Below are 14,092 nucleotides of genomic sequence, written 5' to 3' on the forward strand. Positions count from 1 at the left end.
AAGGGGCCACTTCGGCCTGAGTCTCCCCGAAATTGGGGCTACCGCGTAGGACTTCTGTCCCACTCCCCCCGGTACCACACCTCTGTACGCAGCTTCCGTCCGCCGAATAAGCGGAATACGGCCATCCGGTGAGCGGGGGCGCCCCTCCGTGGGTAAGGGCCACCGGGCGTTCACCCCGCGCGAGCCTCGGTCATCCGGCTGCGCCCCGCGGCCGTCCGGAGTACCCTTCCTTGATCGTTGAACAGGGGACGACAGGCCCGCCAGGGGCCGGAGGAAGGGGCGGTGCGCGGGTGTCGGGAGGGCTGGAGCTGCCATCTGGTGACGGGGGCGGCGAGGGAGGCTCCGGGGACACCCCGGCGGGCGCGGTGTCGCTCGCGCGGCCCATGGACGCGGGCACCCAGATCGGTCCCGAGCTGGAGTGGGGGCCCGAGGACTGGCGCGAGGTGCGCACCCGCGCCCAGCGCGCCGGGCGCGCCTACGTCTGGCTCAACCTCGTCGAGCAGCGGCTGCGCGCCGTCGTCGCCGCCGTCCTGCGGCCCGTCTACGTCCCCGTGCACGGTGAGGACTGGGTGATCGCGGCGGCCGGCCCGGCCGGTCAGGAGTGGGTGCAGCGGGCCGTCGCCGTGCGCGAGGTCAGCCGCCGCAAGGGCTACCTCCTCGACCCCGCCGACGACAACGTGCTCAGCTTCCTCACCCTCCCGCAGCTGCGGGAGCTGATGGTGCAGCACTGGCCCTGCTTCGAGCCCTACTTCGAGGACCGGCGCGACGTCGAGCTGGTCCTCGACGAACTGGAGGTCGCCCGCAACGTCGTCTCCCGCAACCGGGCCCTGAACCCGACCGTCCTCGCCCAGGCCGAACGCGCCTCCGCCCGCCTCCTGGAGATCCTGTCCTCCGGCTCCGGGGGCCCCTCCTCACGGCGGCTGCCGGTGGACGCGGTCGAGAATCTGGTGGGCGACCAGTACGCCGACGTCGTCGGGGTCCACACCGACCGGGTGCGGCTGCTGCGGCAACTGCCCGCCGAGGACCTGTTCGGCGGGGCCCGGCGGCTCGACGCCATCGGCATCGGCCTCAACCTGCTCGTGCAGAACTTCTCCGGGCGCCGTCTCGTCCGCCTGGCCGAGGGCGGCTGCCGCACCCGGCTGCTCTTCCTCAACCCCGCGAGCAGCTCCGTCAAACGACGCGAACGGGAACTGGGCCTCAAAAGGGGTGAACTGAGCCGCTCCGTCGAGATGAACATCCTGCACATGCGCCGCGTGCGGGCGCGGCTGCGCGACCCCGGGGCCTTCGAGATACAGGTCTTCGACGAGACGCCCCGCTTCAACGCCTACCTCGTCGACGGCGACACCGCGAACGGCGTCGCCGTCGTCCAGCCCTATCTGCGCCGGGCACGTGGCATGGAGGCCCCGGTGCTCGTCCTGCGCGGCGGCCGACGCCTCGTCAAGGGCGACGCGGGCGGGCCGGCACCGGAGGACCCCGGGCTGTTCGAGACCTACCGCGAGGAGTTCGACGCGACCTGGGCGGACGCGCGCCCCGTCTCCTGACCGGGGCCGCTGCCCCCGGCCCCGCGCCCCCGCTCCGGCCCGTTGTCAGAGCCGCGTGCGAAGGTGGGGCATCACGAGGCGACGGACCGCACGGGGGACGCACCACGACACGAGGGGGCCGCCATGGGCTGGTACCAGAAGCTGCTGACCGGCTTCGACCTGGAGACCACGGGCACCGACATCGAGACCGACCGCATCGTCACGGCGGCGGTGATCGGGATCGACGCACACGGAGCCGTCGCGAGCGAACGCACCTGGCTGCTCGATCCGGGCGTGGCGATACCGGCGGAGGCCACGGCGATCCACGGCGTCTCGACCGCCCACGCCCGCGCGCACGGCGCCCCGGCCGCCGCGGCGGTCGAGGAGATCGCCGAGACCGTCGCGGGTGTCCTGCGCGCGGGCGGCCCGCTCGTCGTGATGAACGCCCGCTACGACCTCTCCCTCCTCGACCGTGAGTGCGTACGCCACGGACTGGCCTCCCTCGGTGAACGGCTCGGCGGTGCGCCCGCCCCGGTGGTCGACCCCCTCGTCATCGACAAGCACGTCGACAAGTACCGCAAGGGCCGCCGCGCCCTCCAGGCGCTGTGCGCGCACTACGGCGTCCCGCTCGACGACGCCCACGACGCGCGCGCCGACGCGGTCGCCGCCGCCCGCGTCGTCCGCAGGATCGCCGAGAAGCACACCCCGGTCGGCGCGCTGCCCCTCACCGAACTCCACGAACTCCAGGTGCGCGCCGCCGCCGAACAGTCGGCCTCCCTCCAGGCGTACCTGCGCCGCACCGCTGACCCGGCGGCGGTCGTCGAGCGGGCCTGGCCCGTCGTCCCGAGGCCGCGCGGGGCGGCTGACTGAGGGAGTGGAGCGACTGAGCGGCTGAAGGACGAGGTGGAGGGGCGGTCCTGGGCCGCCGCCTGTGGCGGAAGCGCCCACGGCCTCGCGAAGGGTACCGAGGCCACGGCGGACTCCGGTGGGGTGGCCGGGCTGAAGCTGCCGGCGACGCGGATCAGCGCGCGGTTCGACTGGCAGGTCAAAGCCGCTGCCGCAGACGGGCCTTCGGAACCGTCCTCACCCCGGTGGGCGGGGGGCGAGCCGCAGCGGACGGCCGCCCACGCCTCCGCGAACGGCCGGGTGACGGCCTTTCACACCGCGGCACGAGGGGTCACGGCCTCGCCCCCGACCCCGTACGCCGCTCGTGGCGTGCCCGCGCGGCGCGCCAGGCGTCGAGGAGCAGGGTGCGGGTCGCCGTGGCGGTGCGCGGGCCCGGGTTCACCACCGCGAGCCAGCCGGCCGAGGCGTAGACGGGGTGCGCCGTCACGGTGTCGAAGGCGCCCGGCTCGCGGTTCTCGCCGGACCGGTCGTGGTTCTCGCCGGACCGGTCGCGGGGCGTGTGGCCGGTCCACGCGAGGAAGTCTTCCCTGGGGGCCGCGACACTGACGCGGAACGCGTCCGGGCGGTCCAGCCGCGAGCTCTCGTCGCCCGGGTAGTCCTTCGTCACGACGGTCGCGAACGGCTGGGAGGCCTGCGGTACGACGCCGTCGGGCGCGTAGAAGAAGAACACGTCCCCCCAGCCGATCGCCGGTGAACCGTCGCCGGGCGCGGGTCTGACGGTCAGGACACCGTGGAGGTCCTGCACGAAGTCGACGATCTCTTCGACGGTCATGTCCTGAGGGCTCATGTCCTCAAGCGTTTCATCAAGGTGCTTGTGGAGGCTTCGACCCGGAGGACACAGGAGCGGCGGGTGCCCACTCTCAAGTCATCGGTTCCGCGCACCGTCGATGTGGCCAGGGGCGCCGGGTACTCCGTCCAGCAGGTGCGCGATCTGGAGCGTGCCGGGGTGCTGCCGCCGGCGGGCCGTACAGCGGCCGGCCACCGGATCTACGGAGAGGCGCACCCGCGTTCCGCCCAGGCGTACCGCGCCCTCGCGGTCGCCACGGGACCGGCCGGGGCCAGACGCCTGGTCCGGGCCGTGCACCGGTGCCCGGTCTCGGAGGTACTCGCCCTTCTCGACGCGGAACACGCCCGGCTGGAGAGGGAACGCACGCAGTCACGGCTCGCCGAGGAGGCCGTCGAGGCGGTCTCCGCCGAGCCGGCCGGGGACGTGCGCCCCTCCGACGCGATGAGCGTCTCCGAACTCGCCGTCGCGCTCGGGGTGCGCCCCTCGACCCTGCGGCACTGGGACGCGACGGGGCTCGTCGTTCCCGACCGGCTGCCCCCACGGGCGCGGCGCCGGTACACGCCGGCTCAGGTCCGGGACGCCCGCATAGTGCACCAGTTGCGGGCCGCCGGGTACGGCGTCGACGCGCTCGGGGGCCTGATGCCGGCCCTGCGGCTCGGGCGCGGGCCGGAAGAGGTGCGGGCCGCGCTGAGGGCCCGGGAGGCGGGCCTCGCGGCTCGCTCCCGTGCCCTCCTCGACGCCGCGACCGCGCTCAACGCCCTTCTGGCCTGCGCGGCTCCGTCCTGAAGCCCTGCGCGGTGCTCGACCTGGCCGGGCACCGCGGCCGCAGGCGCCGCAGGCGGGGAGCGCGCGGGCGGAGCGCGGAAGGTCCTTGCCCGGTCGGTGCGGCCGCGCCCGCCCGGCCCCGGGGCCTCAGAAGGGCAGCCAGCGCACCGACGTGTCGCCGTCCCTGAGCGAGGCGACGCGGCGGCGGAACTCCTGGAGCGCCGCCGGACTGCTGGGGGCGTGCTGGGCGACCCACGCGCAGCTCGCCGTCTCCCGCGCCCCGCGCAGTACGGCGCGCCCCTCCCAGGTGCGCACGTCCCAGCCGTAGGAGGCCACGAAGGTCTCGTACGTCTCCTCGGGCAGCCCGTAGCGGTCGCGGGAGAGGTCCATCACCACGAGGTCGTGCTCGCGCAGGTCGAAGGAGAAGGTCTCCAGGTCGGAGAGGACCGCGCCGCCGGGGCCCACGAGCACGTTGCGGGGCAGCGCGTCGCCGTGGATCGGGCCGGGCGGCAGATGCGGGGTCAGCGCGGCCGCGGCCGGTTCGAAGCCGTCCCTGCGATCGCGCAGGAAGGCGGCGTCCTCGGGGTCGATCGCGTCCCCGGCCAGTCGCAGCCAGCGCTCCACGCCGCCGAGCAGTTCGCGCCGGGGCAGCGCGAAGGAGGGGGCGGGCAGGGCGTGCACCCGCCGCAGCAGACCGGCCAGGTCCTGTGGCCCTGCCGGGCGGCTGGCCTGCGGAAGACGGTGCCACAGCGTCACCGGGTGGCCCTCGACGAGCAGCGGTTCGCGGTGGGCGGCGCGCACCGCGGGGACGCCGGACTCCTCCAGCCAGCCCGCGATGCGCAGGGACAGCCGGGCCCGCTCCAGCAGTTCGGGGGCGCGGCCCACCTTGACGACCAGCTCGTCGGCGCGGAAGACGGCGTTCTCGCCGAGCGCCACCAGTTCCGCCTTTGGGGGCAGACCCGCCGAGGCCAGTACCTCTCGTGCCCGCGACTCGTCCATCGTCCGCCTCCACAACCGGGCCCGGCCGCTCCGGTGCCCGCTTCCGTGCCTGTCGTACCGGGCGCCAGTCTCCCACTGCGCGGGCCGGGGACGGGAAGGAGGGCGGGCGGTGCGCCGGGACTCCCGGCGTACCGCCCGCCCGCGGGGCTCACACCCCGACCGACTCCTCCATCTCCTCCTCGCGCTCCTCGTACGCGGCGCCCGGGGCGGCCGGCTCCTCCCGCCGGGGGCTGAGCGTTCGCTGCCTGCGCTCCCACACGGCGGCCACGCCCGTCGCGAGCAGACCGGCCACGAGCCATCCGGTCAGGGTCACGAGGTGCCCGCCCAGGCCGTGGTGGTCGAAGTAGACGAGGCCGCGGACCCCCTCGACGAAGCCCGCGCCGTTCCAGAAGGAGTGCAGGGCGCCGAAGAAGCCGTTCAGCAGCTCGGGACGGAACAGCCCGCCCGAGCTGGTGAAGTTCAGCATGACGAACAGGACCATCATGGTGAGCGTCGTCCACCGCTTGAGGAAGGTGTGCAGCCCCACGCCGAGGAACAGGATGCCCGCCGAGTAGAGCCAGGCCATGCCCCACACCCCCCACAGCCCCCGGGAGACGAGATGGAAGAGGGGACCGGCCAGGGCCGCGCCGATCAGGCTCACCACGAACGAGGTGCCGGCCACGAGCGCCGCCCGGCCGCGCATGCGCAGCGCCGCGCCCGCCCCGCCGAGCACCGCGACGGAGGCGTAGGAGCCGATGCTCACCGCCACGAGCAGGAAGAACACCCCCTGACCCGTCGGGTCGCCGTGCGCGGGCGGTGCCAGGTCGGTGACCTTGAGGGGCTTGTCCTGGGCCGTGGCGACCGGGGTGAAGACCTTCTGCGCGGCGGTCGCGCTCATATCCGAGGAGGCGCTCGCCACCAGCAGCTCGGGCGCCTTCGGGGAGGGCACGAAGGCCCCGGCGAGGTCCTGCTCGGCGAGCCGGTGCCCGGCCTGCGCGCGGTCGGCGACGGTGCTGACGTCCACCGACTCGCCCCGGGCGGCGGCCTTGTCGTGCACGGTCTGGGCCAGGACCTTCGCCTCCGGTCCCGAGCCGACGATCGCCACCGGGAGGTGGTTCGGGGACGGGGTGACGAAGGCGCCGAGGTAGGCGAGGCCCATGCCGAGGCACATGAGCATCGGGGTCAGCAGATGGAGCAGGACATGCCGCACGGCGGCGAGGTCGAAGGCCCCCTTGGCGACCGGCGATCCGGCTGAACTCATCAAGGACTCCTGTGCGGGCCGCCCGGTCGGGGCGGCGAGGCGGGATGGTTGCTAAATACAACCACAGGGTTACGTTGTACTGTACAACCAAATGGGTGAGAGGATGGACCGCGTGACGCAGGACAGGAACGAGGTGCTGGAGATCATCCAGCGCGAGATGACGGCATTCGCCCGGCGCGCCCGTGCGCTCGCGGCTCATATGCACCCGGAATTGTCCTTCGTCTCCTTCACGCTGCTCAGTCATCTCGAATACCAGCCGGGCTGCCGGGCGACGGATCTCGCCACGCATTACATGCTCGACAAGTCGACCATCAGCCGGCAGGTCTCGGGCCTGGAGAAATCCGGTCTCGTCGAGAGGCGGGTGGACCCGGTGGACGCGCGCGTGCACGTATTGCATCTGACCCCGCACGGGGCGGACGTGCTCGCGCAGGTCAGTGACGCCCGCCGGCTCGTGTTCCGCGAACGGCTGGCCGGCTGGGACGCGGACGACCTGGCCCGGTTCGCCGGCTATCTCCAGCACTACAACCGCTCCGCCGAATAACGAGAGACGCCCGGCGAATAACGTTCGGGCCGCGCGCGGGCGAATAGCGGCCGGCCCACCCCCGGATCATGCGCGGCGGCGAAAAAACCCACGGCCGCTACAGACCGTGGTGCCGAGAAGACCGGTTGTCCGGTCCGAAGGTTGTACGGGGAACGCCTTGCGGTGCGGATGAACGCATTCCTACCGTGAGGTGAACTCCGGACCACGACAGGGGGAATGATGGGCAGTCGGCAGGAATTACCGCGCGGGCCGGGCGAATCCACCAGGGGAAGTGGTGAATCCGCGCGACCGGCCGGTGGGTCCGCGCGTCTCGTGGCGGAATCCGCACGGCCGGCCGGGCAACCGGCCGGGGCCGGGAACCCTCGTTCCCTTGGCCGCGAGGACGTTCCTCCCCTGCGGGAGGTGCGGCGCCTCACACAGAAGAAGCGTGACGCGTGGTGGACGGTGCTGCTGGTCGACCCGGTGGCGACGCCCCTGGTCCGGTTCACCGCGCGCCACACCCGGGTCTCGCCCAACCAGATCACCTGGGCCGCCCTCGTCCTCGGCCTCGGCGCGGCGGCCTGCTTCGCCCTGGGCGACTGGCGGTGGATCGCGCTCGGCGCCGTGGTCTACCACCTCAGCTTCGTCCTGGACTGCATGGACGGGAAGCTCGCCCGGCTGACCGGCCGGGGGTCGGTCTTCGGGGCCTGGCTCGACTACGTCTTCGACCGCGTGCGGGTCGCGGCCTGCGCGGTCGCGCTGATGGCCGGGCAGTACCACCGCACCGGTGAGACGCGGTACATCTGGCTGGCCGCCGTCGTGGTCTTCTGCGACGGGCTGCGCTACATCAACGCGCTGGAGATCTTCAAGACCCGGCTCACGATGCGCAAACAGATCAGGACCCGCATCCGCGCCGCCCGCCGGGCGGAGAACGGCGAACAGGTCGCTTTCATGGAGGACATGCTCCGCGCGAACCCCGAGGCCGACATCGAACAGGACCTCCGGCAGGCGGCGCGGGCCGAGGACGGCGCCCCGGCCGGCGAGGCGGCGACCGGCACCGGCGCGCAGGACGCACAGAGCCCGCAGGACGCGCAGGACGAGGCGGACGACGCGTACGAGGCAGACGACGCGGACGAGGCGGGGGACGCGGGGAGCCGGTACGGCAGGCGGGAGGCGTCGGACTCCGTAGCGGCGGCGGACCCCGCGGCGGCCGGCCCCGCCCTCGCCGCCGGTGCCGGGTACTCCGCACGGCCGGCGCGCAAGAAGCAGGTCATCGATCTCCAGCAGGAGTTCCGGCGGCGCTTCCCGCTCTACCTGCGGCTGCGCTCCTTCCTCCTGCGCCGCCGTATCCGGGCACACTTGATCAGCGGCATCGAGTTCCAGATGGGCGTCTTCGTCGTCGGTCCGCTCCTCGACGTGGTGTGGGGCGCGACGATCGTCTCCGGAGTGCTGCTGCTCCTCTTCGAGCTGGCCATCATCTACAAACTGCTGCTGTCCACCCGGGACTTCGGCCGTACCCTCGCCTCCCTGCCGCTGCCCGTCCCGCGCGCGGCCGGGGCGGAGGGGATGGCCACCGGCCCCGCCGTGGAGCAGGACCGCCGGCCGGAGTCGACGCGCGCCTCCTGAGAACCGGCGCCTCCCGCCCGCGCCGGCCCGGCGGGGGGCGGTCCTGTCGTGGGCGCATGACGACGTACGTGGCGCTCCCGCGCGGCACCAACCTCGGCCCGCGCAACAAGGTGCCGATGGCGGTCGCCGAGGAGCTGTCCAGCGCCCTCGCCGACCGCTGCGGCCCCACCGTCCCGGTGCTGGCGCGCACCGCGCCGTACCCGCGCGCCGTCGTCGAGGCCAACCCGTATCCGCCGGGCTCCTTCGAGGGCTCCCGGCTGCATGTCACCTGCTACGACGGGCCGGTGAGCGAGGAGCGTTCCGCGGGGATCGACGCGGCCGCCCTGGGCCGACCCGCGTCCTGGCCGGCACCACCCGCACCTGGAACACCCTGCTCAAGCTGCCGGCCATGGCCGAGGAGAGCGCGCGGACCGACTGAGCGCGGGCCGGGCCCGGTGCCCTCAGCCCTCCAACCGCGCACGCAGCCACGCGAGCCGGGCCGCCTCGTGCTGGTGGCCGCCGCCCTCGTGGTCGTTGAACTCGTACACCTCGATGGCCTTCCGCTCGTTCGCGTACGCGTTGAAGGCGGCGAAGACCGTCGAGGGCGGGCAGGTCTGGTCCTCCAGCGCCGCCGAGAACAGCGCGGGTGCCCGGCCGCGCGCCGCGAAGTGCACCCCGTCGAAGTAGTTCAGGGTGCGCCGTACCTGCTCGGCGCGGTCCCGGAAGACCTTCAGGTAGTCGCCGATCTCGCGGTACGGCCTGCGGTCGGTGAGCGTCGTCGCGCGCGGGAAGTCGCACAGGAACGGCACGTCGGCGGCGAGGGCCACGAGGTCGGGGACGAGCCCGCCGACCGCGAGCGTGATGCCGCCGCCCTGGCTGACTCCGACGGCCGCCGTCCGCGCGGCGTCCGCGAGCGGATGCGAGCGGGCCGCCTCCACGGCGCGTACCGCGTCCGTGAACACCCGCCGGTAGTAGTACGCGTCGGGGTCCTCCACCCCACGCGTCATGAAGCCGGGGAAGGAGGGGCCGCTGCCGACCGGGTCGGGGGTGTCGCCGCCGCCCCAGCCCGCGCCCTGGCCCCGGGTGTCCATCACGAAGTGCGCGAAACCCGCCGAGGCGAGGAGCAGATGCGTGTGCGCGAGCCCGCGCCCACCGCCGTAGCCGACGAACTCGACCACGAGCGGCAGCGGCTGACTCGCCCCGGCCGGGACCACGAACCAGCCCTTGACCGGGTGCCCGCCGAAACCCGCGAAGGTCACGTCGTGCACCTCCACGGTGCGCAGCCCGGTGTCCACCGGCGTGAAGACGGCGTCCAGCGGATACGCCCGCGCCTCGTCGAGCGTGCGTGCCCAGAACCGGTCGAAGTCCTCCGGTTCCACGGCGGAACCGCCGTACGCGCGCAACTGGTCGAGCGGCAAGTCGAACAGGGCCATCGTGAGCCACCTTGATCGAAGAAGGGACCGAAGGCCACACCGTACGGAAAACGCCGCGCCCGCAGAAGACCTCGCCCGGCCCCCGCCACCCCGCTGACCAGCCCGGCAGAACCCCCTGGTGCGGGAACCCGCCGCGTGACAGGCTCTGGCCATGCGCTACATCATCATCGGAGCAGGTGCCGTCGGCGGCACGATCGGCGGCCGGCTGGCCCAGGCGGGCCGGGAGGTCGTGCTCGTCGCCCGCGGCGCCCACCTCACCGCCCTGCGCGAACGGGGGCTGCGGCTCGTCACGCCGGACGGCGACCACACGCACCGGCTGACCGCGGTGGACGGACCCGGCGCGCTCGGTGAACTGCGCGCCGACGACGTCCTGGTTCTCGCCGTCAAGACGCAGGACACCACCGCGGCCCTGGAGGACTGGGCGCACCGGCCGGTGGCCGGCGGCTCCACCGCGGGGGAGCGGCTGCCGCTGCTGTGCGCGCAGAACGGCGTGGAGAACGAACGGATGGCGCTGCGCCGCTTCCGGCGGGTCCTCGGTGTGTGCGTATGGCTGCCCTCCACCTACCTGGAGCCCGGCCTCGTCTCGGCGGGCGGCGCCCCGCTCACCGGCATCCTGCACCTGGGCACCTACCCGGCCGGCGGCAAGGACCCGGCCCAGGAGGCCATCGCCGCCGACCTCGGGGAGGCCCACTTCGACGCGCCGCTGCCCGGGGACGTGATGCGCTGGAAGTACGCGAAGCTGCTCGGCAACCTCGCCAACGCCCTGGAGGCCGTGACCGGCCCGTTCTCCGACGAGGACCAGCTCGCCCTGCTGGACGCCGCCCGCGAGGAGGGCGCCCGGGTCCTCACCGCCGCCGGACTCGACTTCGCCTCCGAGGACGAGATGCGCGCGGTGCGCGGGGACCGCGTCGAACAGCGTGCCCTGCCCGGCGCCCCGCGCGGCGGCGGCTCCTCCTGGCAGAGCCTCGTCCGGGGCACCGGCACCATCGAGGCGGACTACCTCAACGGCGAGATCGTCCTCCTCGGGCGGCTGCACGGCGTCCCCACGCCCGTCAACGCGACCCTGGCCGCCCTCGCCAACGACAGCGCCCGCACCGGCAGGCAGCCCGGGGCGCTGAGCGCCCGGGAGGTACGGGAGCGGATCGAGCGGGCGCGCTGAACAGCCGGGCCGGGCACGGCGGGCGTTCCGCGCCGGGACCGAGGCGGGGGCGCGGGCGGACCGTCCCTAAGGGGTGTCCGCCGCCCTCGACGTCAGCAGGCACGTGACGCGCCCGTCCTCCTCCGTGATGTCGCGGACGTGGACGTAGCCGAGGCGTTTGAGGAGGGCCAGGGAGGCCGCGTTCTCGGCGTCCACCGTGGCGTGCACCTCGGGCAGGCGCAGGTTCTGGTGGCCGTACGCCGTCAGGGCCTGTGCCACCTCGGTGCCCAGGCCCCGGCGCTGGTGGGCCGGGTCGAGGCCGTAGACGATCTCGTGGCCGTCCAGCCAGGGTTCGGGGGACGGCTTGATCTCGGCGTGGCCGACGTAGCGGCCCTCGCGGCGCACCGCCCACACCGGGAAGCGCTCCTCGGCGTACACGAGGGCGAAGATGCGGGCGAAGACCGCGCGGTCCTCCTGCTCGGTCCGCATGCCGTCGCCGAACCAGCGCCCCACGGTCGCCGTCTGGAACAGTGCCACGAAGTCGGCCTCGTCGGCGCGGCTGTAGGGGGACAGCAGCAGGCGTTCCGTGCGCAGTTCAGGCGTCATTCGCGAAAGCGTAGTACCTGTGTTCGACTGAGGTCAGGGCGGGATCAAGCCCCGGCGAGAGCCGGCTGGGGCCGGTTCGGCACCTCGTGGGCCGCCTTCTCGTAGCGCCGTACGAGCAGCGCGGCCAGTTCCGGCGCCGGTCCGAGCACCCCCGCCAGGACGTCGGCGCCCGCCTCACGGGCCCCGCGCGCGATGCGGTCCGGGAGGAAGCCCGGGGCCACGACGTAGGGGGCGACCGCGACACGCGCGCAGCCGGCCGCGCGCAGTTCCCGTACCGCGTCCTCGGTGCGCGGCAGCGAGGCGGAGGCGAACGCGGTCCGCACGGCGCGCCAGCCGGTGTGCCGCCACTGCCGCGCGACGTCCGCGATCACCGCGATGGCCTCCGGGTCCGAGGAGCCCGCCGAGGCCAGGACGACGCCCGTCACGGAGCGCTCCCCGGGCAGCGCCCCGGCCTCGGCCAGGCGGCGTTCCAGGGCCGCCGTCAGCAGCGGCGAGGGCCCCAGTACCTCCGCCTGGCGCACCCGGAGCGAGGGCAGAAGACGGCGCGACTCCTCCAGGACGGCCGGGATGTCCGCCTTGGCGTGGAAGGCGCGGGTCAGCAGCAGGGGCAGGGCCACGACCTCGTCCACGCCCTGCGCCGCGAGCCGCTGAAGGGCCTGCGGCACCGACGGGGTGTCGAAGTCGAGGAAGGCGGTGGCCACGCGCACACCGGGCCGCAGCCGCCTCACCCGCCGCACCAGCGCGCGCACCGTCGCACAGTGGCGTGGATCGCGGCTTCCGTGGGCGACGACGAGCAGGGCGGGCCGGCGGTACGGGGCGGGGCGGATGCTCATGGGCGGCTCAGTTCCTGACGAGGAGCCCGCGCGAACGCAGCACGTGCCGCTCCAGCGGGCTGAAGATGAGCAGGTCGATGGCGATACCCACGATCAGGATCAGGAGGATCGCGAGGAAGACCATGGACATGCTGCTGTTGGTGCGGCCGTTCTCCAGGAGCTGGCCGAGGCCGATCCCGAGGTCGGGCGAGGAGGCGATGATCTCAGCCGCCATCAGCGAACGCCAGGAGAAGGCCCAGCCCTGCTTGAGGCCCGCGATGTATCCCGGCAGCGCGGCCGGCATCACGATGTGCCACGTACCGCGCAGCCCCGTCGCGCCCAGCGTCCGCCCTGCCCGCAGGTAGAGCGGCGGCACCTGATCGACGCCCGCGACCAGCCCGTTCGCGATCGAGGGCACCGCGCCCAGCAGGATCACCGCGAACATCATCGAGGGCTTCAGGCCCAGCCACAGCACGGCCGGCGGCACCCAGGCCACCGAGGGCAGCGACTGGAGCCCGGAGAGGATCGGCCCGATCGCCGCGCGCACGAACCGCACCCGCGACACGAGCAGCCCGAGCGGGGTGCCGATCACCAGGGCCAGCGCGAAGCCGAGCAGGCCGCGCGAGACGCTGGTCCAGATGTAGCCGAGCAGCGTCCCCTCACTCCAGGCGGTGGCCACCTCGTCCCACACCGCCGAGGGGGAGGGCAGTTTGTAGGAGTCGGTGACCTGTGCCCACACCAGGACCTGCCACACGGCCAGGACCAGGAGGACCGACACCACGGGCGGCAGCACCTTGTGGACGAGGGTGTCGCGCACCGTGGTGCGGCGGCTGGACTGCACCGTCTCCAGCGCGTCGAGCCCCGCGAGGTCGCCCGCCTCCTCGGACTCCCTCGCCCGCTCGGCGTCCTTGATCTCAGTGCTGGCCATGGCGGCGGATCTCCCCACGCAGTTGCTCGGTGATCTCGACGGACAACTCGGCGACGGCCGTGTCCTCGATACGGCGCGGCTGCGGGATGTCGACCGTCCACTCGTGCGCCACCCGGCCCGGCCGGGAGGACAGCAGGACGACGCGCTCGGCCAGCCGGACCGCCTCGCGCACGTTGTGCGTCACGAACAGCACCGACAGGTTCGTCTCGCGCCACACCCGGGTCAGTTCGTCGTGCAGCACATCCCGGGTGATCGCGTCCAGGGCGGCGAACGGCTCGTCCATCAGCAGCAGTTGGCTGTCCTGGGCGAGGGCGCGGGCCAGCGCCACCCGCTGCCGCATCCCGCCCGACAGCTCGTGCACCCGCTTCCCGTACGCGTCCTGGAGCCGCACCGTGGACAGCAGCTCCTCGGCGCGCGGACGGCGTTCGGGACGCGGCACCCCCCGCAGTCTCAACGCGAGTTCGATGTTCTTGCCGGCCGTCAGCCACGGGAACAGGGCGTGTTCCTGGAACATGAGGGCGGGCCGGCCGCCCGGGGTCCCGATGGTGCCCGCCGAGGGCTGGTCCAGGCCCGCGACGAGGTTGAGCAGCGTCGACTTCCCGCAGCCCGAGGCCCCCAGGAGGGTCACGAACTCACCGGGCGCGACATCCAGCGTGATGTCGTCCAGCACGAGTTGGCGCCCGGCGGGGGTCGGGAAGGACTTCGACACGTGCGCGATACGGGCCGCGTGTTCCGTCCGGGCACTGTCGTCCTCGGCCTTGGCGAAGGTGGTCGCCACAGGTCCGTCACCTCCTGGGGGCTCTGGGCTGGGGGAGTGGTCGGCGAACTGCTCT

The 14,092-nt window shown here is 73.6% G+C and carries 14 protein-coding genes and 1 pseudogene; 7 read left to right on the top strand and 8 right to left on the bottom strand.

Annotated features, from left to right (window positions below; genetic code table 11):
• The first annotated feature begins 290 nt into the window (after positions 1 to 290).
• Positions 291 to 1,541, top strand: coding sequence for an SAV2148 family HEPN domain-containing protein (locus tag ACFYMP_RS12255; RefSeq protein WP_388854774.1), 1,251 nt, complete (start codon positions 291 to 293; stop codon positions 1,539 to 1,541).
• Positions 1,542 to 1,664: 123 nt separating this feature from the next.
• Positions 1,665 to 2,390, top strand: a complete 726-nt coding sequence (locus ACFYMP_RS12260) for an exonuclease domain-containing protein (RefSeq protein ID WP_388854777.1) — start codon at positions 1,665 to 1,667, stop codon at positions 2,388 to 2,390.
• A 307-nt stretch (positions 2,391 to 2,697) separates the two neighbouring features.
• Here ACFYMP_RS12260 and ACFYMP_RS12265 read toward each other — a convergent pair whose 3' ends face one another.
• Complete coding sequence (locus ACFYMP_RS12265; protein ID WP_388854780.1) at positions 2,698 to 3,213, bottom strand: DUF6194 family protein; 516 nt, start codon at positions 3,211 to 3,213, stop codon at positions 2,698 to 2,700.
• A 63-nt stretch (positions 3,214 to 3,276) separates the two neighbouring features.
• On the opposite strand from ACFYMP_RS12265, the gene ACFYMP_RS12270 reads away from it, so the two are divergent.
• Complete coding sequence (locus ACFYMP_RS12270; protein WP_388854783.1) at positions 3,277 to 3,999, top strand: MerR family transcriptional regulator; 723 nt, start codon at positions 3,277 to 3,279, stop codon at positions 3,997 to 3,999.
• Positions 4,000 to 4,125: 126 nt separating this feature from the next.
• On the opposite strand, the gene ACFYMP_RS12275 is transcribed toward ACFYMP_RS12270, so the two are convergent.
• Together ACFYMP_RS12275 and ACFYMP_RS12280 are read right to left on the bottom strand one after the other, a co-directional pair.
• Positions 4,126 to 4,977, bottom strand: a complete 852-nt coding sequence (locus ACFYMP_RS12275) for a phosphotransferase enzyme family protein (protein WP_388854786.1) — start codon at positions 4,975 to 4,977, stop codon at positions 4,126 to 4,128.
• Positions 4,978 to 5,125: 148 nt separating this feature from the next.
• Positions 5,126 to 6,217, bottom strand: a complete 1,092-nt coding sequence (locus ACFYMP_RS12280; protein ID WP_388854789.1) for a hypothetical protein — start codon at positions 6,215 to 6,217, stop codon at positions 5,126 to 5,128.
• A gap of 157 nt (positions 6,218 to 6,374) precedes the next feature.
• On the opposite strand from ACFYMP_RS12280, the gene ACFYMP_RS12285 reads away from it, so the two are divergent.
• From ACFYMP_RS12285 to ACFYMP_RS12295, 3 genes and pseudogenes are all read left to right on the top strand, one after another.
• Entirely contained in the window at positions 6,375 to 6,758 is a 384-nt protein-coding gene (locus ACFYMP_RS12285; RefSeq protein WP_388855164.1) for a MarR family winged helix-turn-helix transcriptional regulator, read from the top strand.
• Between the two features lie 402 nt (positions 6,759 to 7,160).
• Positions 7,161 to 8,363 (top strand): CDP-alcohol phosphatidyltransferase family protein, encoded by a 1,203-nt coding sequence (locus ACFYMP_RS12290; protein WP_388854792.1) that lies wholly within the window; start codon positions 7,161 to 7,163, stop codon positions 8,361 to 8,363.
• Positions 8,364 to 8,479: 116 nt separating this feature from the next.
• Positions 8,480 to 8,671 (top strand): annotated as a pseudogene (locus ACFYMP_RS12295) (DUF1697 domain-containing protein); the annotation flags it as partial.
• A gap of 132 nt (positions 8,672 to 8,803) precedes the next feature.
• Here ACFYMP_RS12295 and ACFYMP_RS12300 read toward each other — a convergent pair.
• A complete protein-coding gene (locus ACFYMP_RS12300; RefSeq protein ID WP_388854795.1) occupies positions 8,804 to 9,775 on the bottom strand; it encodes an acetylxylan esterase in 972 nt (323 codons plus the stop codon).
• A 151-nt stretch (positions 9,776 to 9,926) separates the two neighbouring features.
• Between ACFYMP_RS12300 and ACFYMP_RS12305 the strand changes: the two genes are divergently transcribed.
• Complete coding sequence (locus ACFYMP_RS12305; RefSeq protein ID WP_388854798.1) at positions 9,927 to 10,934, top strand: ketopantoate reductase family protein; 1,008 nt, start codon at positions 9,927 to 9,929, stop codon at positions 10,932 to 10,934.
• Positions 10,935 to 11,000: 66 nt separating this feature from the next.
• Here ACFYMP_RS12305 and ACFYMP_RS12310 read toward each other — a convergent pair whose 3' ends face one another.
• Genes ACFYMP_RS12310 through ACFYMP_RS12325 form a run of 4 tightly spaced genes read right to left on the bottom strand, consistent with a single transcriptional unit; the run spans position 11,001 to position 14,037 of the window.
• Positions 11,001 to 11,519, bottom strand: a complete 519-nt coding sequence (locus ACFYMP_RS12310) for a GNAT family N-acetyltransferase (RefSeq protein ID WP_388854801.1) — start codon at positions 11,517 to 11,519, stop codon at positions 11,001 to 11,003.
• Between the two features lie 44 nt (positions 11,520 to 11,563).
• Positions 11,564 to 12,352 (bottom strand): sirohydrochlorin chelatase, encoded by a 789-nt coding sequence (locus ACFYMP_RS12315; RefSeq protein WP_388854804.1) that lies wholly within the window; start codon positions 12,350 to 12,352, stop codon positions 11,564 to 11,566.
• Positions 12,353 to 12,359: 7 nt separating this feature from the next.
• The gene (locus ACFYMP_RS12320; protein ID WP_388854807.1) at positions 12,360 to 13,259 is read right to left on the bottom strand and encodes an ABC transporter permease; all 900 of its coding nucleotides are present in this window, start codon (positions 13,257 to 13,259) and stop codon (positions 12,360 to 12,362) included.
• Positions 13,246 to 14,037, bottom strand: a complete 792-nt coding sequence (locus ACFYMP_RS12325; protein WP_388854810.1) for an ABC transporter ATP-binding protein — start codon at positions 14,035 to 14,037, stop codon at positions 13,246 to 13,248. The genes ACFYMP_RS12320 and ACFYMP_RS12325 overlap by 14 nt, the downstream gene beginning before the upstream one ends.
• Positions 14,038 to 14,092: the final 55 nt, after the last annotated feature.

Source organism: Streptomyces sp. NPDC007088 (assembly GCF_042869355.1).
Classification (GTDB): domain Bacteria; phylum Actinomycetota; class Actinomycetes; order Streptomycetales; family Streptomycetaceae; genus Streptomyces.